Annotated in this window: 19 protein-coding genes and 1 tRNA gene; 6 read left to right on the top strand and 14 right to left on the bottom strand. The window is 60.2% G+C overall.

The annotated features are described in order from the left end of the window. The first annotated feature begins 109 nt into the window (after nucleotides 1-109). Nucleotides 110-1,126 carry a type I glyceraldehyde-3-phosphate dehydrogenase gene (gene gap, locus A3714_RS12490; protein ID WP_063508119.1) on the top strand — a complete coding sequence of 339 codons (1,017 nt, stop codon included), beginning with the start codon at nucleotides 110-112 and terminating at the stop codon, nucleotides 1,124-1,126. 91 nt (nucleotides 1,127-1,217) lie between these two features. On the opposite strand, the gene A3714_RS12485 is transcribed toward gap, so the two are convergent. The 5 genes from A3714_RS12485 to A3714_RS12465 form a co-directional block, all read right to left on the bottom strand. Continuing rightward, entirely contained in the window at nucleotides 1,218-1,736 is a 519-nt protein-coding gene (locus A3714_RS12485) for a hypothetical protein (RefSeq protein ID WP_063508120.1), read from the bottom strand. 233 nt (nucleotides 1,737-1,969) lie between these two features. Beyond that, nucleotides 1,970-2,419 carry an Hsp20 family protein gene (locus tag A3714_RS12480; protein WP_062817964.1) on the bottom strand — a complete coding sequence of 150 codons (450 nt, stop codon included), beginning with the start codon at nucleotides 2,417-2,419 and terminating at the stop codon, nucleotides 1,970-1,972. Nucleotides 2,420-2,583: 164 nt separating this feature from the next. After that, nucleotides 2,584-4,635: a carboxypeptidase-like regulatory domain-containing protein gene (locus tag A3714_RS12475; protein ID WP_063508121.1), complete on the bottom strand. Its 2,052-nt coding sequence runs from the start codon at nucleotides 4,633-4,635 to the stop codon at nucleotides 2,584-2,586. Then, a complete protein-coding gene (locus tag A3714_RS12470) occupies nucleotides 4,584-5,249 on the bottom strand; it encodes a 2OG-Fe(II) oxygenase (protein WP_062817966.1) in 666 nt (221 codons plus the stop codon). The genes A3714_RS12475 and A3714_RS12470 overlap by 52 nt, the downstream gene beginning before the upstream one ends. Before the next feature lie 24 nt (nucleotides 5,250-5,273). Further along, nucleotides 5,274-5,741 carry a YbjN domain-containing protein gene (locus A3714_RS12465; protein ID WP_062817967.1) on the bottom strand — a complete coding sequence of 156 codons (468 nt, stop codon included), beginning with the start codon at nucleotides 5,739-5,741 and terminating at the stop codon, nucleotides 5,274-5,276. 170 nt (nucleotides 5,742-5,911) lie between these two features. Between A3714_RS12465 and A3714_RS12460 the strand changes: the two genes are divergently transcribed. The 5 genes from A3714_RS12460 (at nucleotide 5,912) to A3714_RS12440 (ending at nucleotide 9,772) form a co-directional block, all read left to right on the top strand. Continuing rightward, nucleotides 5,912-6,598, top strand: coding sequence for a hypothetical protein (locus A3714_RS12460; protein ID WP_063508502.1), 687 nt, complete (start codon nucleotides 5,912-5,914; stop codon nucleotides 6,596-6,598). A 279-nt stretch (nucleotides 6,599-6,877) separates the two neighbouring features. After that, nucleotides 6,878-7,426, top strand: a complete 549-nt coding sequence (locus A3714_RS12455) for a PadR family transcriptional regulator (RefSeq protein ID WP_062817969.1) — start codon at nucleotides 6,878-6,880, stop codon at nucleotides 7,424-7,426. Next, nucleotides 7,423-8,229: a DUF1853 family protein gene (locus A3714_RS12450; protein WP_063508501.1), complete on the top strand. Its 807-nt coding sequence runs from the start codon at nucleotides 7,423-7,425 to the stop codon at nucleotides 8,227-8,229. Before A3714_RS12455 ends, A3714_RS12450 begins: the two co-directional genes overlap by 4 nt. After that, complete coding sequence (locus tag A3714_RS12445; protein WP_063508500.1) at nucleotides 8,226-9,260, top strand: DUF2804 domain-containing protein; 1,035 nt, start codon at nucleotides 8,226-8,228, stop codon at nucleotides 9,258-9,260. Before A3714_RS12450 ends, A3714_RS12445 begins: the two co-directional genes overlap by 4 nt. Next, the gene (locus A3714_RS12440; RefSeq protein WP_062817972.1) at nucleotides 9,254-9,772 is read left to right on the top strand and encodes a DUF4282 domain-containing protein; all 519 of its coding nucleotides are present in this window, start codon (nucleotides 9,254-9,256) and stop codon (nucleotides 9,770-9,772) included. Before A3714_RS12445 ends, A3714_RS12440 begins: the two co-directional genes overlap by 7 nt. A 145-nt stretch (nucleotides 9,773-9,917) precedes the next feature. Here the strand turns inward: A3714_RS12440 and A3714_RS12435 are convergent, their stop codons facing one another. From A3714_RS12435 to A3714_RS12395, 9 genes are all read right to left on the bottom strand, one after another. Beyond that, entirely contained in the window at nucleotides 9,918-12,071 is a 2,154-nt protein-coding gene (locus A3714_RS12435; RefSeq protein ID WP_063508499.1) for an acetyl-CoA hydrolase/transferase C-terminal domain-containing protein, read from the bottom strand. Between the two features lie 22 nt (nucleotides 12,072-12,093). Further along, nucleotides 12,094-12,423, bottom strand: a complete 330-nt coding sequence (locus A3714_RS12430; protein WP_062817974.1) for a multidrug efflux SMR transporter — start codon at nucleotides 12,421-12,423, stop codon at nucleotides 12,094-12,096. Nucleotides 12,424-12,431: 8 nt separating this feature from the next. Continuing rightward, complete coding sequence (locus A3714_RS12425) at nucleotides 12,432-13,430, bottom strand: GTP-binding protein (protein WP_231866003.1); 999 nt, start codon at nucleotides 13,428-13,430, stop codon at nucleotides 12,432-12,434. Between the two features lie 3 nt (nucleotides 13,431-13,433). Further along, a complete protein-coding gene (gene pyrC / locus A3714_RS12420) occupies nucleotides 13,434-14,468 on the bottom strand; it encodes a dihydroorotase (RefSeq protein ID WP_063508497.1) in 1,035 nt (344 codons plus the stop codon). A gap of 265 nt (nucleotides 14,469-14,733) precedes the next feature. Beyond that, nucleotides 14,734-14,823, bottom strand: a tRNA-Ser gene (locus A3714_RS12415). A gap of 103 nt (nucleotides 14,824-14,926) precedes the next feature. Further along, the gene (csrA, locus tag A3714_RS12410; RefSeq protein ID WP_062817490.1) at nucleotides 14,927-15,115 is read right to left on the bottom strand and encodes a carbon storage regulator CsrA; all 189 of its coding nucleotides are present in this window, start codon (nucleotides 15,113-15,115) and stop codon (nucleotides 14,927-14,929) included. A gap of 386 nt (nucleotides 15,116-15,501) precedes the next feature. Further along, the gene (locus tag A3714_RS12405; RefSeq protein WP_063508496.1) at nucleotides 15,502-16,728 is read right to left on the bottom strand and encodes an aspartate kinase; all 1,227 of its coding nucleotides are present in this window, start codon (nucleotides 16,726-16,728) and stop codon (nucleotides 15,502-15,504) included. 93 nt (nucleotides 16,729-16,821) lie between these two features. After that, nucleotides 16,822-19,422, bottom strand: a complete 2,601-nt coding sequence (alaS, locus tag A3714_RS12400; protein WP_063508495.1) for an alanine--tRNA ligase — start codon at nucleotides 19,420-19,422, stop codon at nucleotides 16,822-16,824. Between the two features lie 260 nt (nucleotides 19,423-19,682). Beyond that, nucleotides 19,683-20,389, bottom strand: a 707-nt coding sequence (locus A3714_RS12395) for a sulfite exporter TauE/SafE family protein (RefSeq protein WP_063527188.1), incomplete at its 5' end; no start/stop codon positions are given.

The raw sequence follows: 20,389 nt of genomic DNA, 5'->3' as shown, positions 1-20,389 counted from the left end.
CCGGCCATTGCAAGATACCCCCTGCCCATCTGCCTAAAGCTTGATCAGACTGGCCGAGATAGTCCCCACGGGACTACACTGAAAGTCTATGGTGGACGGAGAGTGTGCCATGACAAGCAGCAAGAAGATTCGCATTGCCATCAACGGTTTTGGCCGCATCGGTCGCTGTCTTGTCCGGGCGATCAGTGAGCATCCCGCCGGCGACCGTTTCGAGCTGGTCGCCATTAACGATCTGGCCGATTTTCACGTGCTCGCCCACTTGCTGGCGTTCGACACCACCCATGGACGCTGGCCACACTCCGTGCATTACGACGGCAGCCACCTGGAGATCAACGGCCACCGCATTCCCTGCTTTGCGGAAAGCCGACTGACGGACCTGCCATGGCAATCCCTGGGACCGGATCTGGTGATCGAATGCGCCGGCAAGTACAAAAGCCGGGACGCCCTGAAAGATCACCTGAAAGCCGGCGCCCCCCGGGTACTGGCCAGTTATCCGGTGGATGATGCAGACGCCACCGTGGTCTACGGGGTCAATCATTCACTGCTGGGCAGCGACCACCAGATTGTCTCAAACGCCTCCTGTACCACCAACTGCCTGGCGCCAATGGTGGCCGTGCTCGACCAGGCCTTTACGGTTCGCCAGGGCCTGATGACCACGATCCACAGCTATACCAACGACCAGAATCTGGTGGATAAGGCCCACGGGGATCTGCTGCGTGCCCGGGCGGCGGCGGTGAACATGATTCCTACCAGCACCGGGGCGGCAAAAGCCGTGGGCCTGGTGCTGCCTCATCTGCAGGGCCGGCTGGATGGCCTCGCGGTGCGCGTCCCCACACTCAATGTGTCGCTGGTGGATTTCACCGTCACCCTGGAACAGGTGGAATCCCTGGAGCAGGTCCACGAGGCTCTGAGCAATGCCGCCCACAGTCATCTGCAAGGTGTCCTGGCGGTCAATCATCTGCCGCTGGTATCCAGCGACTTCAACCACCTGCCCTACTCCTGCGTGGTGGACACCAACCACAGCCGATTACTCGGCCAGCAACTGAAGCTGCTGGCCTGGTACGACAACGAGTGGGGATTCAGCCACCGCCTGCTGGATGTGGCAGCCTACTGGATGGATGCCTGATCACAGGCATCAGCATTATCAGCCCCGTTGGAGCCTTGCTTGCAGGACGAAGGGTTCCGTCACGCCTTTCGCCTTGTGAGCCAGGCTCCAATTAATCAAACGGACTGAAATGCTCCTCACGGCCGGCCTCTTCGGCTTCGTGACGATGCCCTTGCATGACCTTTTGCACCTTGCTGGCCTGCACCTCATCATCCGCGTCTACCATCATCAGGTAATCGCCCTGCTCCACCCGATCCAGATAGGGGGTCAGATGGTGGCTGCGGGAAGAGACCCCGCGCAGGCCACCCAGCCAGGCGCCAAAACAGGTACCAAAAAGCGTCACACCAATGATGGCGCCGGTGTCCAGCTGCATGCCCCAGGGGTCGGCACCGGCCAGCAGAAAGCCCAGCAGCAGGCCTATTGCCATACCGCCCAACGCACCCACAAAGCCGGAATGCATGATATCGGTTTCTTCCCAGGGCGTGGTGGTGTGCACATGGGCCCGGGCCATTGCCGAGCTGTCATTCCCCATCACATGCAGGCGATTTTCGCCGATGCCCGCCTGGCGCAGATCCGAGGTAATCCCCTGAACGGAGGTCAGTGATTTCGCGAAGTAATAAAGACGTTTCATTGCATGCCGCTCCCTGTGGCTGATGACAATGGAGTTGGGGTTGCAGAGTTCCGGCCGTCCTGGCCGGGTTTAAGTACGACCCTGCGCTGATCCGGTGAGCATGATCAGTATCCGGTTAAGACCCTTTGGTTATATCGGGCCGATGCCGTCAGGCATCACCCCTAAATTAGCAAAAAGGGGCCTTATCGGCCCCTTTACTATGTCACAGAAATCGCGTCACAAAGTGCAGCGATTTAATTACGATTTGTTGGTGATTGTTCGCCTTCCACAGGGATGACGCGGGGCTTCTTTTCCTCGGGAACCACCCGATTCAGGGTCACCGTGAGCAACCCATCGGTCAGACCCGCGCCGTCCACTTCCACGTGGTCCGCCAGCTTGAAGGTGCGCTCGAAGGCGCGCCGGGCAATACCCTGATGCAGCCAGGTACGCTCGCCGTCATTCTGCGGCGGCAGACTGCCACGAATGCGCAGCTCGTTTTCCTGGACCGTGATTTCCAGATCATCGCGGGAAAAACCGGCCACGGCCATCACGATTCGGTAGCGGCCATCACTCTCGCGAATGATGTCATACGGCGGGTATCCATTGGACTGATCTGCACGCAGGGCGGCATCCAACAGTTCATCGAAGCGGTCAAAGCCCACGGAATGGCGAAACAGGGGCGCAAGGGAAAATCCGGTATTCATCACACATATCTCCATACTCTTCAGCAGACCCACCACTGCGGCATCCACTGAAAAAAGGTTGATTGAATGGTGCGTGACAGGGAACCACTGTCATTCAGAATGCCAGCAAGGCTCCAACCGGCCGGGTCGTCACAGTGAAAGAAATGGGGATACTGGAAATACTTTCAAGACCCGGGAAGAATTTTTACCGCGCTCTGCTGGGGCGTCATCACAAAGCCGGCAGGCCCATTGTGGGGCAGTGTGGTAGCTGTCACCGGAATGCGGGTTGGCTGGCCATCAAAACGCACCGGCACCCTCACGCACAAACGCTCCCCGGCGGTCACCGGCCAGTCCGCATTCTGCCCACGTTGCCATTGTTCGCTATCACCGGAGCAAGCCCGATCCATCAACAACCCCCGCACCGCCGGGTGATCACTGTGGAAACGCACCTGACCGGTGACCGGAGCCTGATATTCAAAAGCCAGCACGGCCGTACTGCCCGGCGCCAGCACGGTGTCGTCCGGCGCCTGCCAACCCGGTTCCGCGATCACGCCCAGTCTCAACGGGCCGGTGTGACGATCGGGGACGGCCCGCACCGGCCAGCGAATCTGCTCGCCACGCAGTTGGCCTGCCTCCCCATTGAGTAACGGCAGCGTCGGCAATCGCCACCCCTCGGGCAACATCAGCGACAACCATAACGTCTGGCCACGGCTTTGCGCTTCCGACAAACGGAACTGGAAAGCCCCGGACGCACCGGTAAGGGTGGTTTTTTGCCAATCGCTGGCCGGGTCCTGAAGGGTCACCGTGAGGCCGGGCAAGGGCGACTCGTCACCCTCACGCCGCAGATTGAATGCCTGCCCGCCACCGGCGCCGTTATCCTCGAACAGCACGCCGGTCAGCCAGTGACCGGCAGGGCGACAACGAAAGCCGGCCTCGGCCCCCGCCAACCGCAACGAATGAAACCCCGGCCAATCGCGCTGGCCCCTTGCCAGTCGTTGGCCGTCACCTCCCCGCCCGCCGTCTTTGGCACCGGCGCCCCCGGCATGCTCAATGGTGACTGCCAACGCATCGATGACCGGCAGATCCAGCCACAGGGTGCCGCCGCTACCGCCACCTCCGCCCACTTCGCCGGCCGGGCTGCCGGGCAGACCGCGCAGGTCCAGGGCCCCACCTTGCAGGCCCGCGGCCCTGATCAGCAGCAGACCACCCCCGTCACCGCCCTGGCCGCCGTCTCCCTGGCGCCGTCCAGCGGCACCGCCGCCGCCGCCCAGCACCATGGCCCGTGGCGCGTCATGGCCGCCCCGGCCACCCCCTTCCTGTGGCAAGCCATGCTCCCCGGCGGAGCCGTTACCTCCTCCTCCGCCGTTGCCCAATCGCTGGTGGGCCAAATCCAGGCCATTCCCTCCACCGCCGGCGTTCGCCGGCGCACCGCGCCCCATGTCGCCACCGGGATACCCCTTGTCCGCTCCCAGCAACAGGGCCGGCGTACCGGCCAGCCCCTCCCCCTTGCTGGCATGGTGGCCATATCCCGCCTGCCGATCCTCAACCGTCGGTGCCGGATAGCGCCAATCTGTCGGCCGTCCCAGCGCGCCCAGCAAGGACAGCGCCGGGCCACCACGAAAACCGGCACCCGCCACCGACAACCGGTGCCCGTTCAGGGTTACCTTGCGTCGCACATCCAGCGCCAGTACCCCACCGGTGTGACCATCCCAGGGCAGAGCCCGGGCATCCTGCTGTAATGAGAAATGCTCGTACTGGGGAACCCGCACCAGCTGCCAACGACGGCGCCCTTGCTCGCCACTGGCCGGGGCATTCACATAGTGGTAAATCAGCCCGCCGGCCGGACCGCCACCTTCAATCCATACCTGCTGACCTTCCACCCGGTCCACGCGCACCCATTCGGCCACCAGGTCATGCCCCTGGAGCTGGCCATAGCCGCTACGGTTGGTGGTATTGATGGAGGCACTCTGCACTTGCATCAGCAGGGCCAGATCGCCGGCACGCAGTGGCGTCTCCCCCCGCTGGCGGGTCAGGGAAAAGGTGCGGCTGCCCGAGGAGAGCGTCTGACTATCCGGGCCGGTGAAATAGCTGTTGAAGACAGCCTTACTGCCACCCTGGCCATCGCGACCCGGGTTGGCACAGAGCGACGCCCACGCACCGCTCTGCCCCAGTAGCAGGACCAGAATCAGCGTGGCGGATCGAGCCAGTCGGCGGTGGTGTTGTTGCAGCGAAACCATCCGGCAATACTGTAGCGTTCCCGGGTGGCTGCCAAGACTTCGTGGGGAATTTTCTCGCTGAGAAACGCCACCAGGGTGCCGGCACGGGGCTCCACCTCGGTGGCCACGCCCTGGGCATCGGGGTCCGGCCACAGACGCAAACGCCCGCCCCACTGGCTTTGCCAGCCTTCATTCAGGTACAGCACCACGGACAGCAGACGGCCGTTATTGCCATTGAAGGCATCCAGATGGCGCTGGTAATAGTCACCCGGCCCGTAAATGGCAAAATGGGATTCCAGCTCAAACAGTCCCATGAACAGGGACCGGTTCACCGCCACTCGCAGGCTTTCCAGCTCCTCCAGAAACTGGCACTGGGCCAGGGTTTCCCCTCTTAACCAGCAGGTTCGGTCGCTGCGGATGCGGGTATCTTTCTGATGCTCTTGCCGGCGACCGATACCGGCCAGCTGAAAGGCACCCTGCTGGTCACGGTGCTGGGCCTCCTCACGCAGGGCACGGACCAGTGACAAGGGGAGATAACCGGGAGCAATGGCATAACCATGCTGAACCAGCCCGTCGATAAGGCCGTCCAGTCGATCGCCGCCGACGCCACCCAGTGAATCCGCATTGTCTTGCACCGCAGTGCCTCCCGAAGTGAATCGTTAGTGCAGCGCCTCTCCGGCACCGCTGTCCATCTCATCCGGCCAGATCAGCCAGTGATATTCCTGGCCCTCATCCAGCAATTGCACCGTGGCATCCACGGTGGCCTGGACAAAGTAGATGAACTGTTCGAAGGACACACCATGGCGGCTCAGCAACAGATCGCAGGCCACCAGCCGGGGCAGGGAATCGTCGCTCACATCCAGAAACAGCTTGATGGACGGATACGCCATGTTAAGCCGGGTCAACTCTGCCTGCACCGCGAACAGGGCCGACGGACGCAATTCCAGCTCAGTGGTCAGCAGGATGCCATCCTCTTCCACGAACACACGGGCATCCACCACACCATCTCGCTCCTGCAGCTCGGACAGGTGCAGGCCGTGGCAATGCTCACAGATGTAATGTCGGATATTCGCTTGCTGGAGCCATTGCTTTACCCGCTCCGCATCCGCATTGACGACGCCTAACATGCTCTCTCCTCGCCTATTCCGCAGGGCGCGAATCATCTTCCATTGGAACACAAAAAGGAATACCCGGAGTCGCGCCGGGCGGAAAAGTCATGCCGGCACCCGTTTCGGTCATTTGAGCCCCCGGCCAGGCTGGGTATGATCGGTTCATCCATGGCCTCAGGACTCGAATAATGACAATACCGCATGTGGCTTTCCGTTCCAGCGATTCCCTGCACCGGAAAACCGATGGCTTTATCCGTCGCATGCAGGACGGCGCCACCCGGCCGGAGCCGCAAGAGCTGGAGGCGATCATGAGCCTGTTTATTGATGAAGCGCTCACCGCTTTCCTGACCCGGGCCGCCGAGGCGGCCCGGCTATCCCCCGGCATGATGAAAGTGGTGGGCATGACCACCCAGACCATCAACAAGACCACCCACCTGGTGGTGAGTCGCAGCGTCAAGAAACTGGACCTGCAACAAAACCGCGATGCGGCCAGTTACATGGATCAGGTCCGCCAGCCCGCCGCCGGCGAGGACTTCTGGTATGTGGCGTTCCCGGTGGATGAAGACATGGCCGCCCTGGGAAAAAGCCTGCCACAGCTGTGCGAGGAGAATCCGGAAAAGGCGCGCAAGGAGCTGGTCCGCTACCTGCTGGCCCTGACCGATCAGGCGATTGAATGGTACTTCGAACGTCCCATGGCCCTGCTGCAATTTGGCCCGGTGCTTCGCAAAGTGGCTAGCATGGGGGTGGAGACCACCCGCAAGGCTTCACGCAGCCTGATCAACACCCTGGTTCCCAAACTGAACGCAGAACAACTCAAGGCTTCTGCCGAGTTTCAGGCCAGCCAGCTGATAGCCCTTCCTGCCCGATCCCACTGACGGGCAAGCGGCCCGGCACCCTTCCCGGATCACGGGATGCCGGGCCAGTCTGCAATCCCCCAATCAATGTAATCCCGACAGAAACATTCTTTTCCTTTCTGCCCTTTTTGGCCAACAGAGTGCATCCCTTTTGATAACAATTACTTACATTGCTCTTGGACTGTGGTGTAAGTTCACCAAGTTTTTACAAAACTACTTATTCAACGGATTGCGCAGCAATAACACGGCTCTCTACTATCAAAATGGTATTGCATCACATAATAAAACGAGGAGTGAGCCGTGTCTTTGCGCCATGCCATACTTGTCCTGCTTCAAGATCAGGAAGCCAGCGGTTACGACCTCGCTCGCGAATTTGCTAACAGCATTGGGCTGGTATGGAACGCCACCCATCAGCAGATTTACCTGGAACTGGGAAAATTGAATGACCAGAATATGGTGAAGTTTCGCCATATCCCCCAGGATGGCAAACCGGACAAAAAACTGTACCGGATCACGGAAGAAGGCCGCGACGAGTTGATTCGATGGCTTCGAAAACCCGCAGCCCCACCGCGCATTCGCGATGCCTTTATGGTAAAAATTGCCGGTGGCGCCCTGTCAGATTCCTCGTCCATCCTGCGTGAGCTGGACGACCAGGCGGATCTGCGTCGTGAACGTCTGCATACCTTCGAGGCACTGGCCAGGAAACTGGATGAACAGGGTCGCGACAAGGATCTGTTCACCTACCTGACCCTGCGCCGGGGCATCCTGGATCAACAGGCCTGGCTGCACTGGGCTGACGAGGTGAAAACCGCATTAAACAAACGCGAGATTCTATCCACTTCAGCATGACCTCACCTCCACCAGCCGGCCTGCTGCGCTGGCTGGTGGAGGCCCCTCCCCTGTTGCCTTGCCCTTCGCCCAGCCGGGATGCCGGCGAGCTGCTAAAACGGGAATATCAACTCGACCCGGACCTGCTGGAGCGGGCCGCATTGCGACTGCAGGCCCACACGCCAGCACGACGACTGGGGCTGATATTCGAGCAATGGGTGTCTGCCCTGGTGGATGCCAGCCGCAATCTGGAGCGCATCGCCAGCAACCTCCCCTTTCGCCACCAGGGCCGCACCCTGGGCGAACTGGATATGCTGGTGCACGACCACCTGGAAGGAAAACTGTGGCACTGGGAGCTGGCGCTGAAGTTTTACCTGGGCACCGCCCAGGCCTGGTTTGGCCCTAACAGCCACGACACTCTGGACCGCAAGGCCCGCCACCTGTTCGATCAGCAGCTGCCCCGTTCCACCATGCCGGAAGTCCGCGAGCAGCTCGCCGAGAAGGGCTGGCAGCCAGACGGCACCGCATTGCTCAGCCGCGGACGGCTGTTCTACCGGCAACACACCCCGAGCGACGGTGTGCAACCATACCCCGGCCATGAAAGGGGCTGGTGGTTGCCCAGTGACGCCCTGGACGAGGGGGAATGGTCAATTGTTGAGCGGCCCTGCTGGCCTTGCCCGTTTATGTCGGACAAAAGTACCACTTTGATTGCGACCCCCACCTTGATTGACTATGTTGAAAGTCGTCAACGCCCTCTCATGGTGACCCAACGCCACCGTGACACTCCGGGCTTCATTGTTCCTGTCAGCTGGCCAAACACATGAACTTTCAGGCTCAACCCCAGGCACTGGTCGATAACCAGGGCCAGGTCGCCCATGGCGTATTCCCCGACACCGTCACCACCATCAATGGTCGACAGGCGGATTACCGCACGCCCATGGGGCAGCCAGCGTCCCGTTACGCCCGCCATTTCCACTACAAGCAATTCCAGTATTTCGGTGTGATCAGTCAGGAATTGCTGGCCGGCTGCGCCCTGGCCCATACCGCCTACCTGGGTATGGCGTTTTTTTACATCTTTGAACCCCGCAGCGGTCGCTTGCGGGAATATACTTGGCGATCGCCGCTGGGACGTGAGCTGGTCATGTCCACCTCCCCGCGGCAGGGGGACAGTGTTTTCCAACGCCGTGGCGTGGATATCCGTCTCGGCTACCAGGATCAGGGAGCCGGCCTGAGCAAGACCCTGGCAGTGAACCTGAAGGATCTGTCACTGAACGTGCGGATGGATGAAGGCCCGGACTACCAGCCCATGTCCTTGTGCACCCGCACTGGCGTCAATGGCTGGGTCTATGCCAACAAGGTCGCCGGCCGTACCGTCACCGGCACCCTGGAGCAAGAGGGAAACCGGCAGGATCTGGCCGGGCTGGATGCTTTCGGGCACCACGATTTTTCCGCCGGCTATATGCGCCGCGAAACCTTCTGGAACTGGGCCTGCCTGTCCGCCCGCGTGGGGAAAACCCGGGTGGGGCTGAATCTGTCCTGTGGCGTCAACGAAACCACATTTTCAGAAAACTGCCTGTGGGTGGATGATCAGATGATCCCCACCGGCGGCGTGATCTTTGAATACAACCGGGATGATCTGATGCAACCCTGGACCCTGCGCAGCCAGTGCGGGCAGGTCATGCTTCGTTTCACCCCCAATGGCAATCATCGCGAACGGATGAACCTGGGCCTGTTTGCCAGCAATTTCAACCAGCTGTTTGGCCGCTTCGATGGCGAGCTCCGACTCAAGGACGGACGCTCCCTCACCATCGACGGGCAATACGGTTTTGTCGAGGAGCAGTACGCAAAATGGTAGAGAATAATCAGCAAAACGCGCCGGAAAAACGCCCCGAAAAATTCGGTATCCGTATGCGCCGGGCCCTCTTCTGGGTGGTGCAGTACTGGCGCGAACTGTTCAATTTCAAATTCGACAAATACATGATCATTCAGGTACTGCCCGGCGTTTATGGTATTGCTCTGGTGGCCCTTGCCTGTGGGCTGATCTATGTCTGCGTGGAAGCCTTTATGGCGTCGACCTGGCGCGGGCTTTTCTACTTTTTCTTTGCCGCCCCACTGACGTTCCTGGTGTTGGCCTCGGTACTGCGTGCCCTGCTGGAATTCTACATGGTGGTGTTCAAGATCTCGGAGCACGTGGACGAGCTGGTGGGCCTGAGAGACACCGTGGATCGCCTGTCCGGCATCGGTGACAGCGTGGACGAAATGGTGGCCGTCACCCGGCGCATTCCGTTCTGGCGGGTGCTATCCAGCAGCCCGGGCAAGGCGCGCTCGAAGAAAGCGGACCAGGGAGAAGAAAGAAAAAGCGCTTAGGATGGACCGTTCTTTCCCCGGGAACGGCCCTTCGGTCTCTTCAGGAATGGGCGTCAAACAACCGAAGTCGCGAGGTAGGAGTCACGAGGAGCGAAAAGCTTTTCGAAACGCGTACCTCGCTTCTGATTTCCGCCCTGGAACCATTTCAGGGCCGTGTGGCTTCCAGTGCCGTCAACAGCAGACGTTGGTAAAGGTGCGCCCGGATTCCGTGGGGATCCGACAGGGACATGCGTTCCAGCTCGGCAATAAAATCGCTTTCACTGCCCTCTTCGAACAACGCCTTGCGTCCAAGTTTCAGGTATTCCTTCTGGCTGACCTTTTCCTTCAGCCAGGTCAGCGCCTTGAGCAGCCGCTGCTCCACCGGGTTGAAGTCTGAACCCAGCGGGAACATGGGAAATGCCTTGTCCGCATGGCGCTCGGCAATCTCGTGCAGATGCTCCGGGTTGTTGCGCCGATAGGGTTCCGGGATCTGATAATCCTTACGCAGTTTGCCCGCAGCCTGGGCCTCTTCCATAAGATCAATCTGGAAGCGGCTGTCAGCCACATTGAGCATGGCCATGACCACTTCCTCATCGGTCTTGCCACGCAGATCCGCCACCCCGTATTCCGTCACCACCATATCGCGCAGATGGCGGGGAATGGTGTTGTGTCCGTAACGGAAGACCACATTACTCATGGCTTCGCCGGCCCGTTCACGCCAGGCTCGAACCATCAGAATGGAACGGGCACCCTCCAGTTCATGGGCCTGGCTGACAAAGTTGTACTGTCCGCCAACGCCACTGAGCACCCGGCCGTCTTCCACCTGATCGGCCACCGCCGCGCCCAGCAGAGTCACGGTAAAAGCGGTATTCACAAAGCGGGCATCCTGGCGCTGCAGACGCTTGAGTGTTTCATCGCCGTAGAGATGATTGATGAAACTGATGTGGGTCATGTTGATGGCCGCACGACTGGCCGGGTCCAGCTCACGAAGGCGTTCATAGAACGCCTGGGGCCCCAGGAAAAAGCCGCCATGCATGACCACGCCACCAGCCAGCTCCTCGCCGAATACTGCCTTGAGGGCTTCCCGGGTAGCCCGGTCATCCAGGTCGTTGGCCACGCGGATATCATTGGGCAGCACCAGTTCGTCACCGTGCTTTTCGATATCACTTCGGAAAATACCGAACCGTTTCAGCTGACGGAGATGATCGTGATTGAGACGACGGCGGATAGCATCCTGTTCGCGCAAGGCATCCAGCAACGCCAGCCCGGGCTTGGCCGGATTGTGCATTTCCAGCTGTTGCAGGGGCGCCCAGTCATACACCGGACGGCGGATAATGCCATCATCAATCAGCGTGAGCAGGCCATGGGTCATCATCTCGCTGCAGCCATAGAGGCCTTCACGGAACACCCCCATGCCCCCTTCCCTGTCCACCAGCTGTTGGTGGCTGTCAGGCAGGGACCATGCCTCGAGCAAGGAGCGGTAGAGCGCGTTATCCTGCTCGCGCAGACGCAAATGATGGACCAGCGCGTCCCCCAGGGCACCAATGCCGATCTGCAGGGTACCGCCATCCTTCACCAGAGTACTGGCGTGAAGGCCGACAAAGTGGTCCTGGGTATTCACTGGCATATTCGGTGTGCTGAACAGGCGCGTGTGACCTTCGGGGTCATCCAGCAGGATATCCATGTCCGCCAACCAGTCGTCCACCCGGGCATCGTTTTCCATAAAGGGGAGATCCCGGTGCACTTGCCCCACGGAGACAATGGTCTCACCGGCCTCCCGGCGCGCTTTGAGTAGAGGCATCAAATCCAGGGTCACTTCCGGATTACAGGAAAAGCTGTAGCGATCCGTGCCGTCTTCCTCCCGGTGCGCGAGCATCTGCGCCACCACATTGATTTGGCGTGCGTTGAGATCCCGGGCTACATGGGTGTAGTTACTGCTGATGTAATGCTGCTGGGCACTGTCGCTGCCCAGCATGCTGCCCGGCTGCACGAAGAACTCGAACACGCGGATATTGGCCGGCAACGCGCTGCGCTTCTGGGGTTTCAGGTAGGCCAACTCTTCATAGTCACCGAACAGACGATCGGCGAAGGGGTTGAGAAAACGTTTCTCCAGATCACTGCCGGCAGCGGGCTTGCCCAGGGACAAGGCCGTATAAATATCCAGGGACAGGGAGGGGTCTTTTTCCACCCGGGCATAGAGGGCATTCACAAACCGGTTCGGCTTGCCCAGCCCCAGTGGCATGGCCAGGCGAATATCACCATCGGTCTGTTTGATCACATAATCCACAGCCTGCTCGGCATTCTGCATCCGCTCTGTCACGGGAACTCCTTGTCTCGTTGGTTCAGTGTCCGCTGGTCTGTGACACAAACGTCACCAGCACCACGCCGACCACAATGAACGCCATCCCCACCACCGCAGGCAGGTCTGGCTGCTGACGGAAAAACAGCGCTCCCACCAGCGCAATCAATACAATACCGACACCGGCCCACACCGCATAGGCTATGCCCATGGGAATGGTGCGCAAAGTCAACGATAGTGCATAGAAAGCAATGCTGTAGCCCACCACGGTGACCACAGATGGCCATAGCCGTGAGAAGCCCTGGGAGGCGTTCAGTGCACTGGTCGCCACCACTTCAGCAAGGATGGCCACGGCAAGGAAAAGATAGCCCATCTCTGGTCCTAGGAAAGCTGTGTCAACAAGGTTTCCCAGTGTGCCAGTTGTTGCTGCGCAAAGTCAGCCTGTGGATGGCGGACAATCAGTACCAGTCGGGTGACGGCATCCTCGTCAGGCCATTGCTTGAGCGGGGTCAACTCGGGTTCCTGCGCTTCCACCCACTGCACCAGCAATGGGCCATCCAGGCCTTCCACGCATAGCAGGCCCTTTACCCGGATCAGGCTATCGCCGCATTGCTTGGCGAGTTGCTTCAAGGCCGCCTGCCAGAGGGGCCATGACAGCCCTCCCTCCCAACGCAGGGAGGCGCTGTACAGCTGGTGACGGGATGGCTGAGTCTGCGGATGGTGGGGCGACAGCAGAGAGCCTCCCGGTGCAACCGGCGCAAAACTGCCCGTCACGCGGCAGCGGCGGGTAAAGGACTGTTCCAGCAGGTCCACCGGTGCCGGTTCCGGATAAATATGGGCAGTGGGATTAAGCGCTGTCAGTTGCGCCTGCAAAGCCGCCAGGGCTTCCGGCTCACACTGTGCTGTCTTCGACAGCAGCAAGGCATCGGCGGCATGAATCTGTTCCAGCCACTCCGGATGACGTTCCAGGCTGCGAGTCCCGGCCAGCGCATCCACCACCGTCAACACCGACTGGCAGAAGAAGCGTTTCTGCAACCAGGGGTCCTGTTCCAGCGGGGCGGTGACACCAAAGGGATCAGCGGCACCGGTGGTTTCCAGCACCAGGGTGGAAAACGGCGGCAGCTCACCGTTTTTGCGGGCCATGAAAAGGTTGCGCAGGGTGCTCGACAGGGTTCCCTGTATCACACAGCACAGGCAGCCACCGGACAGCAGGGTCACCGGAACGCGGCTCTCGCCGGTGAGATGCTGGTCGATACCGATATCGCCAAGCTCATTGATGATTACCGCCAGATCCTGACGCTCACTGAGCCAGCGGTTGAGCAGCGTGGTCTTGCCGCTGCCCAGAAAGCCGCTCAGGACAACAACCGGCAAGCGATCCATCAATCAGGCCAGGGACCAGGGCAGTTGCTGGCCGGCGTAGAACGGCACCATGGCCTCCCCGGCCGCATCAATCACCTCCGGCACGGACCAGGGCTTGCGCACCAGGGTCACGGTGTCGGTATGGCGGGGCAGCCGGTAGAAATCTGCGCCGAAGTGGCTGGCAAAGCCTTCCAGTTTGTCCAGGGCGTTGTACTGTTCAAGAAAGCTGGCATACAGGGGTAACGCCGCCCGGGCGGAATAACAGCCGGCGCAGCCGCAGGCCGCCTCTTTCTTGTTGCGTGGATGCGGGGCGGAATCCGTACCCAGGAAAAAACGGTCATGCCCTTCCAGCACCGCCTGCTGGATGCTCTGCTGATGCTGGCGCCGCTTGAGAATCGGCAGGCAGTAGTTATGCGGGCGCACCCCGCCCACCAGCAAATCGTTCCGGTTCATCAGCAGGTGCTGTGGCGTCACGGTGGCGGCGGTCAGCTCGCTGGCCTCACGCACAAAGTTAACCCCCTCTGACGTAGTCACATGCTCAAAGACAATGCGCAAACCGGGAAACTGGCGACGGATATCATTGAGGTAACGGTCAATAAAGACTTTTTCCCGGTCAAAGATATCAATGTCCGCATCAGTGACTTCACCATGAACCAGCAGCGGCACATCGTGTTTTTCCATGGCCGCATACAGATGGGTAATCTTGCCCGGGTCGGTCACCCCGCTATCGGAATTGGTGGTAGCCCCTGCCGGGTATAGCTTGAAGGCATGCACGAAGTCACTCTTCGCGGCCCGCTCCACCTCTTCCACCGGCGTGGTATCGGTCAGGTACAACACCATCAGTGGCTCAAACGTCACTCCCGCCGGCACCTGGGCGAGAATCCGCTGCCGGTATTCATCCGCTTGCGCCACGGTATTCACCGGTGGCGTCAGGTTGGGCATGACAATGGCACGGCCAAACACGTTCGCCGTGGCTGGCACCGTCTCAGCGAGCAGCTCGCCGTCGCGGAAATGCAGATGCCAGTCGTCGGGGCGGGCGATGGTCAGGGTGTCAGTCATGGCGTCACCTTGGGTCGATGTTCTTCGGGGCGCATAGTGTAGCGTAACTGGGAGGGCGCGCGGGTTGAAAATGTTTGCGCGTGACTATGAGCGGATCTCGTTAGCGCCTTTTTTGCAGGAGCCTGCCTGCAGGCGAAATCAGTGAGGCGTCATAAATAACCAAAAGAGGAGCTTGCAGGGCAGCGCTGTGCCAACTGGAGGGCTTCGCCTTGCAAGCAAGGCTCCAACGAAAAACGCCCCGCAGTGCGGGGCGTTTTTGGATATATGGCGGAGAGGGCGGGATTCGAACCCGCGATACGGTAACCCGTATGGTTCCTTAGCAGGGAACTGGTTTCAGCCACTCACCCACCTCTCCGGAATGCGGTCATATTGTCAGTCTGGAATCTGGGCTCTTGCCGGCCTGTTTCCAAACTCGCCGCGCATCATAACGATTTTGCGGAGAAAATACAGCCCAAAAATCAGGCAGACTCACCGTCTGGTGATTTTTCGTGCTGTATACGCTGGTAGATTTCTTCCCGATGCACGGCAACCTCTTTCGGCGCGTTCACACCGATGCGAACCTGGTTACCTTTTACACCCAGAACAGTCACGGTGACTTCATCACCTACCATCAGGGTCTCACCAACTCGACGCGTAAGAATTAACATAATGATCCCTCCTGGGGTCCTTCAATTTCCGTGAGCGCATGCCGTACCCGGGGCTCGCGGGTTGTCGTCCGTGACGACTCCTTGGTGCGGGACCATTTACCCACCCCTGGTACGGGGGCGGTAGTATGCCTGAAGCGTATTCGTAAGTCTCGCCGTGAAGGGGGGCGAGACCAACCGGTCGTCGCCCCATACCTACCTGGCAGTATGTGGCTGAGCCCTGCCTTCAGCCTGAAGCTGAGCTGTGGTTTCAGCGTGGTGCCTGGCGCAAGAATTTGTTGTCACAGGGCATTTTCTGAGGAAGCGCCGTATCAGGAAATACGGTCGACTGAAGAAAATGTTCTGTGGCGGCAAAGGCTCGTGCCAGGCACCACGATGAAGCTACGGGCTCAGCTTGAAGGCTGATCCAGCTCGAACGCGGAGTGCAGAGCACGCACCGCCAGCTCCAGATATTTCTCGGCCATGACCACCGATACCTTGATTTCCGAGGTGGAGATCATCTCGATGTTGACCCCTTCCTTGGCCAGGGCTTCAAACATCTTGGATGCCACGCCGGCGTGGGAACGCATGCCCACACCCACCAGGGACACCTTGGCGATCTTGTCGTCACCAATGATTTCCGGGTTACCCAGCTCCTCGGAAGCCTTGCGCAGGGCTTCCTGGGCACGGGCAAAGTCGTTGCGGTGCACCGTAAAGGTAAAGTCGGCGGCGCCGTCCTTGCCCACGTTCTGCACGATCATGTCTACTTCGATGTTCTCTGCACTCACCGGGCCGAGGATCTTGTAGGCAATGCCCGGAGTATCCGGGGCGCCACGCACGATGATTTTGGCTTCATCACGGGTAAAGGCAATTCCGGAGATTACCGGCTTTTCCATATCAACCTCGTCGTCGACGGTAATGAGAGTTCCAGGACCATCCTGAAAACTGGACAAGACACGCAGCGGCACATTGTACTTGCCGGCGAATTCCACAGAGCGAATCTGCAGGACCTTGGAGCCCTGGCTGGCCATTTCCAGCATTTCCTCGAAGGTAATGCTGTCCAGGCGACGGGCGTTATCCACCACACGGGGATCGGTCGTGTAGACGCCATCCACATCGGTGTAGATCTGACACTCGTCGGCCTTCAGGGCCGCGGCCAGTGCCACGGCGGTGGTGTCGGAACCACCACGGCCGAGGGTGGTAATGTTGCCGTCCGCATCAACACCCTGGAAACCGGCCACGACCACCACACTGCCGCCATTCAGATCGGCGCGCACTTTCTTGTCGTCAATCTCTTCGATACGGGCCTTGGAGTAGACACTGTCGGTGCGCAGGGGAATCTGGCTACCCGTGTAGGAGCGGGCATTGATACCCAGCTTCTGCAGCGCCATGGACAGCAGGGCAATAGTGACCTGCTCGCCGGTGGAAACCAGCACATCCATTTCCCGCGGTGAAGGGTTATCGCTGACGCCTTTGGCCAGCTCGATCAGGCGATTGGTTTCGCCGCTCATGGCGGAAACCACCACGACCACCTGGTCGCCCCGTTTATGGAAACCTGCCACCTTCTCGGCGACGGCTTGAATGCGTTCGACCGTACCCACTGAGGTACCGCCGTATTTCTGCACTATAAGGGCCATAAAGTCGCTTTATCTGCAAAAAAGAGCGCGTAACCTTAGCAGAAACGCGCCCGGATTTCATGTTGAGGGCTGAGTCGCGGTCTTGACCGCAGCTTACGCCCCCTGCTCAGACACCCAGTTTTTCACGCTTTCCAGGGCCGCCGGCAAGGCGGCGGGATTGTTGCCCCCGCCCTGGGCCATGTCCGGGCGGCCACCGCCGCGACCGTCCACCTGCTCGGCCACATGCTTGAGCAGATCACCGGCCTTGAACCGGTCGGTGAGATCCTTGGTGACACCCGCCACCAGAGCCACTTTATCGCCATCCACGGCAGACAGCAGGATAATCGCCGAGCCCAGCTTGTCTTTCAGCTTGTCCATGGTGACCCGCAGGGTCTTGCCATCGGCACCGTCCAGCTGGGTCGCCAATACCTTCACACCGGCGATTTCCTGCACCTCATCGGTGAGGTCGCTGCCGGCGCCACTGGCCAGCTTCTGCTTGAGACGCTCGATTTCCTTTTCCAGCTCGCGCACTTTCTGCGCTTGGTTGCGCACCCGCTCGGCGGCGTTGTCCGGTGTGCTTTTCACCGTGGCCGCGATCTCACTGAGCGCCCGCTCCTGCTGACGCATCACGCTCAGGGCATGCTCACCGGTAACCGCTTCGATACGGCGCACACCGGCAGCGGCGGACGCTTCCAGGGTAATCCGGAACAGGCCGATATCGCCGGTACGACTCACGTGGGTTCCGCCACACAGCTCCTTGGAGAAACCGTCGCTGCCCATGCTGAGCACGCGCACCTGATCATCATATTTCTCACCGAACAGGGCCATGGCACCGGCTTCCCGGGCGGCATCAATATCCATCAATTCGGTAGTCACCGGGGTGTTGGCCAGAATCTGGCGGTTCACCAGAATCTCGATCTGTTCGCGCTGGGCTTCGCTCACGGCTTCACCATGGGAAAAGTCGAAGCGCAGATAGTCGGATGCCACCAGAGAGCCTTTCTGCTGTACATGCTCACCCAGCACGTCACGCAGGGCGGCATGCATCAGATGAGTGGCGGAGTGATTGCGCATGATGGCGCGACGACGCTCCACATCCACGTAGGCGGAGACTTTCTCGCCCACCTTCAGGCTGCCGCTTTCCACCTTGCCCAGGTGCACATGGGCCGCCTGACGCTTCTTGGTATCGGACACTGCGAAACGGTTATCGCCCTGCACCAGGAAACCACTATCGCCCACCTGACCGCCGGACTCGGCATAAAATGGCGTGCTGGCCAGCACCACCATGCCTTCCTCACCCGCCTGCAGGGCATCAACCGCTTCGCCGTCCTTGAACAGGCCGACGATCTTGTCGTCGTCCGCCAGTTTTTCGTAACCGGAGAAATCGGTCACCGCCTCGATATTGAGTCGGTCACTGTAATCATTGGCAAAGCTGCCAGCGCCTCGGGCACGCTCACGCTGGGCTTCCATGGCTTTTTCAAAACCGGCCATGTCCACCGTCAACTCCCGCTCACGGGCCACATCGGCGGTGAGATCCGGAGGAAAACCATGGGTGTCATAAAGATTGAACAGCACCTCGCCGGGCAGCTCCTTGCCATCCAGCTCGGCAATGGCCGCTTCCAGCACCTTCATGCCGGCGGCCAGGGTGCGACCGAACTGCTCTTCTTCCGCCAGCAACGCCTTCTCGATACGGGCCTGTTCTCGAACCAGCTCCGGATAGGCCTCACCCATCTGTTCTACCAATGCACCCACCAGGGTGGAGAAGAACGGCTTGTCCTGACCCAGCTTATGGCCGTGGCGCAGGGCGCGACGGATGATGCGGCGCAGCACATAGCCACGGCCTTCATTGGACGGTATCACCCCGTCACAGATCAGGAAGCTGGCGGAACGGATATGGTCGGCAATCACCCGCAGGGATTTCTCTTCCATATCCTGGCAGCCGGTGGCGTTTGCCGCCGCCTGCAGCAGCGCCTGAAACAGATCAATCTCGTAGTTGGAATGCACGCCCTGCAGCACCGCCGCGATGCGTTCCAGGCCCATGCCGGTATCCACGCTCGGCTTGGGCAGCGGCTTCAGCTCGCCGTCCTGCTGACGATCGTACTGCATGAACACCAGATTCCAGATCTCGATATAACGGTCCAGATCGTCATTCTCGGACCCCGGGGGACCACCGGGCACATCTGCCCCGTGGTCATAGAAGATTTCGGAACAGGGGCCACAGGGGCCGGTGTCGCCCATCTGCCAGAAATTATCTTCGTCCAGGCGGGAGAAGCGCTCGGCGCTGACGCCCATTTCCTTCAGCCAGATATCCGCCGCTTCGTCATCGGACACATGCACGGTGACCCACAGGCGCTCTTCCGGCAGGCCCAGAGTACCGGTGAGGAATTCCCAGGCGAACTTGATGGCTTCACGCTTGAAGTAGTCGCCGAAGCTGAAGTTACCCAGCATCTCGAAGAAGGTGTGATGCCGCGCCGTATAGCCCACGTTCTCCAGGTCGTTATGCTTGCCGCCAGCGCGTACGCAGCGTTGGGAGCTGGTGGCACGGGTGTAATCCCGGGACTCACGGCCCAGAAAGACATCCTTGAACTGGTTCATCCCCGCGTTGGTGAACAGCAGCGTGGGGTCGTTATGGGGCACCAGCGACGAGGACGGCACCTTGGCGTGCCCCTGGCTGGCGAAGTAGTCCAGGAAGGCCTGGCGTAGTTCAGCACTCTTCATAGGAGAAACATTATTGGCTGGCTGTCAGAGAGCGCCGAGTATACCGCCCTCAAGGCCCGGTTGCGATGGGGTTTGAGAGCAGGAGCGAGTTGAAAGTTTAAAGTTGAAAAGCGCGAATCTGGTCCAGTTCCACCCGGGTTCGCCTGAGCCGCGCCGCAATCATGGCAATATGCCTCACCAACCCGGAATCGCGGCTACTTTGGCTGGAACACCACGAAGCCCTGCCCGCGCTTTTCAACTTTCAACTTTGAACTTTCAACTCACCCCTTGATCGCCGCCGCCAGGCACACCGCCAGCACCATCACCAGCAGAATCCGCTTGAGCACTGTCGGGGATACCCGGTGGGCAAAGCCTACGCCCAGGCGCACGCCCAGCAAGGTGCCGGCCGCCACCAGCAGGCCCGGCAGCCAGGCCACCTGGTCCCGGGCCACAAAAATGCCCAGCGCCAGCACGGTGAAGCTGCCGGTGATGGCCAGCTTGAGCGCGTTGCCGCGCAGCAGGTCATAGCGAAGCTGCCCCACCAGCACGGCGATCAGCACAAAGCCCACCCCCGCCTGCACAAAGCCGCCGTAGGCGCCGCAGAAGAACAGTCCCAGCCAGCCGGCCACGGAGTCGTTGGGTTGCAGTGGCACCTCATCCGGAGCCGGTAACATCTGGTTGGGTTTGAACACCATGATCAGGGCCACCACCACCAGGGTGGTCAGCAATACCGGTTTGAGGATGCTCTCCGGCAAATAGGACGCTGCCAGCGTTCCAACCAGGGTACCCAGCAGACAGGGCACCAGAATGGCCGGCAGCGGTTTGAACGGCATGGTCCCGCGCTTGTTGAACTGCCGCACCGCCTCCACGCTCTGTATCAGCACCCCCACCCGCATGGTGCCGTTGGCCAATGCCGCACTCATGCCACTGAGCATCAGCAACGGCAGGATCAACAAGCCACCGCCCCCGGCCAGGGTATTGATAAACC

It is taken from the genome of Alcanivorax sp. HI0007, assembly GCF_001635525.1.
Lineage (GTDB): Bacteria > Pseudomonadota > Gammaproteobacteria > Pseudomonadales > Alcanivoracaceae > Alcanivorax.
The sequence above is the reverse complement of the archived record's forward strand: the minus strand, read 5'-3'. Positions and strand labels throughout refer to the sequence as shown.

Bases quoted from the DNA above. Each gene is read 5' to 3' on its own strand.
- A3714_RS12485 (WP_063508120.1), bottom strand. From the start codon at position 1,736: ATGAAACGTCTTTATTACTTCGCGAAATCACTGACCTCCGTTCAGGGG.
- gap (WP_063508119.1), top strand. From the start codon at position 110: ATGACAAGCAGCAAGAAGATTCGCATTGCCATCAACGGTTTTGGCCGC.
- A3714_RS12460 (WP_063508502.1), top strand. From the start codon at position 5,912: ATGACAATACCGCATGTGGCTTTCCGTTCCAGCGATTCCCTGCACCGG.
- A3714_RS12425 (WP_231866003.1), bottom strand. From the start codon at position 13,430: ATGGATCGCTTGCCGGTTGTTGTCCTGAGCGGCTTTCTGGGCAGCGGC.
- alaS (WP_063508495.1), bottom strand. From the start codon at position 19,422: ATGAAGAGTGCTGAACTACGCCAGGCCTTCCTGGACTACTTCGCCAGC.
- A3714_RS12445 (WP_063508500.1), top strand. From the start codon at position 8,226: ATGAACTTTCAGGCTCAACCCCAGGCACTGGTCGATAACCAGGGCCAG.
- A3714_RS12475 (WP_063508121.1), bottom strand. From the start codon at position 4,635: ATGGTTTCGCTGCAACAACACCACCGCCGACTGGCTCGATCCGCCACG.
- pyrC (WP_063508497.1), bottom strand. From the start codon at position 14,468: ATGACTGACACCCTGACCATCGCCCGCCCCGACGACTGGCATCTGCAT.
- A3714_RS12440 (WP_062817972.1), top strand. From the start codon at position 9,254: ATGGTAGAGAATAATCAGCAAAACGCGCCGGAAAAACGCCCCGAAAAA.
- A3714_RS12430 (WP_062817974.1), bottom strand. From the start codon at position 12,423: ATGGGCTATCTTTTCCTTGCCGTGGCCATCCTTGCTGAAGTGGTGGCG.
- A3714_RS12405 (WP_063508496.1), bottom strand. From the start codon at position 16,728: ATGGCCCTTATAGTGCAGAAATACGGCGGTACCTCAGTGGGTACGGTC.
- A3714_RS12450 (WP_063508501.1), top strand. From the start codon at position 7,423: ATGACCTCACCTCCACCAGCCGGCCTGCTGCGCTGGCTGGTGGAGGCC.
- A3714_RS12465 (WP_062817967.1), bottom strand. From the start codon at position 5,741: ATGTTAGGCGTCGTCAATGCGGATGCGGAGCGGGTAAAGCAATGGCTC.
- A3714_RS12480 (WP_062817964.1), bottom strand. From the start codon at position 2,419: ATGAATACCGGATTTTCCCTTGCGCCCCTGTTTCGCCATTCCGTGGGC.
- csrA (WP_062817490.1), bottom strand. From the start codon at position 15,115: ATGTTAATTCTTACGCGTCGAGTTGGTGAGACCCTGATGGTAGGTGAT.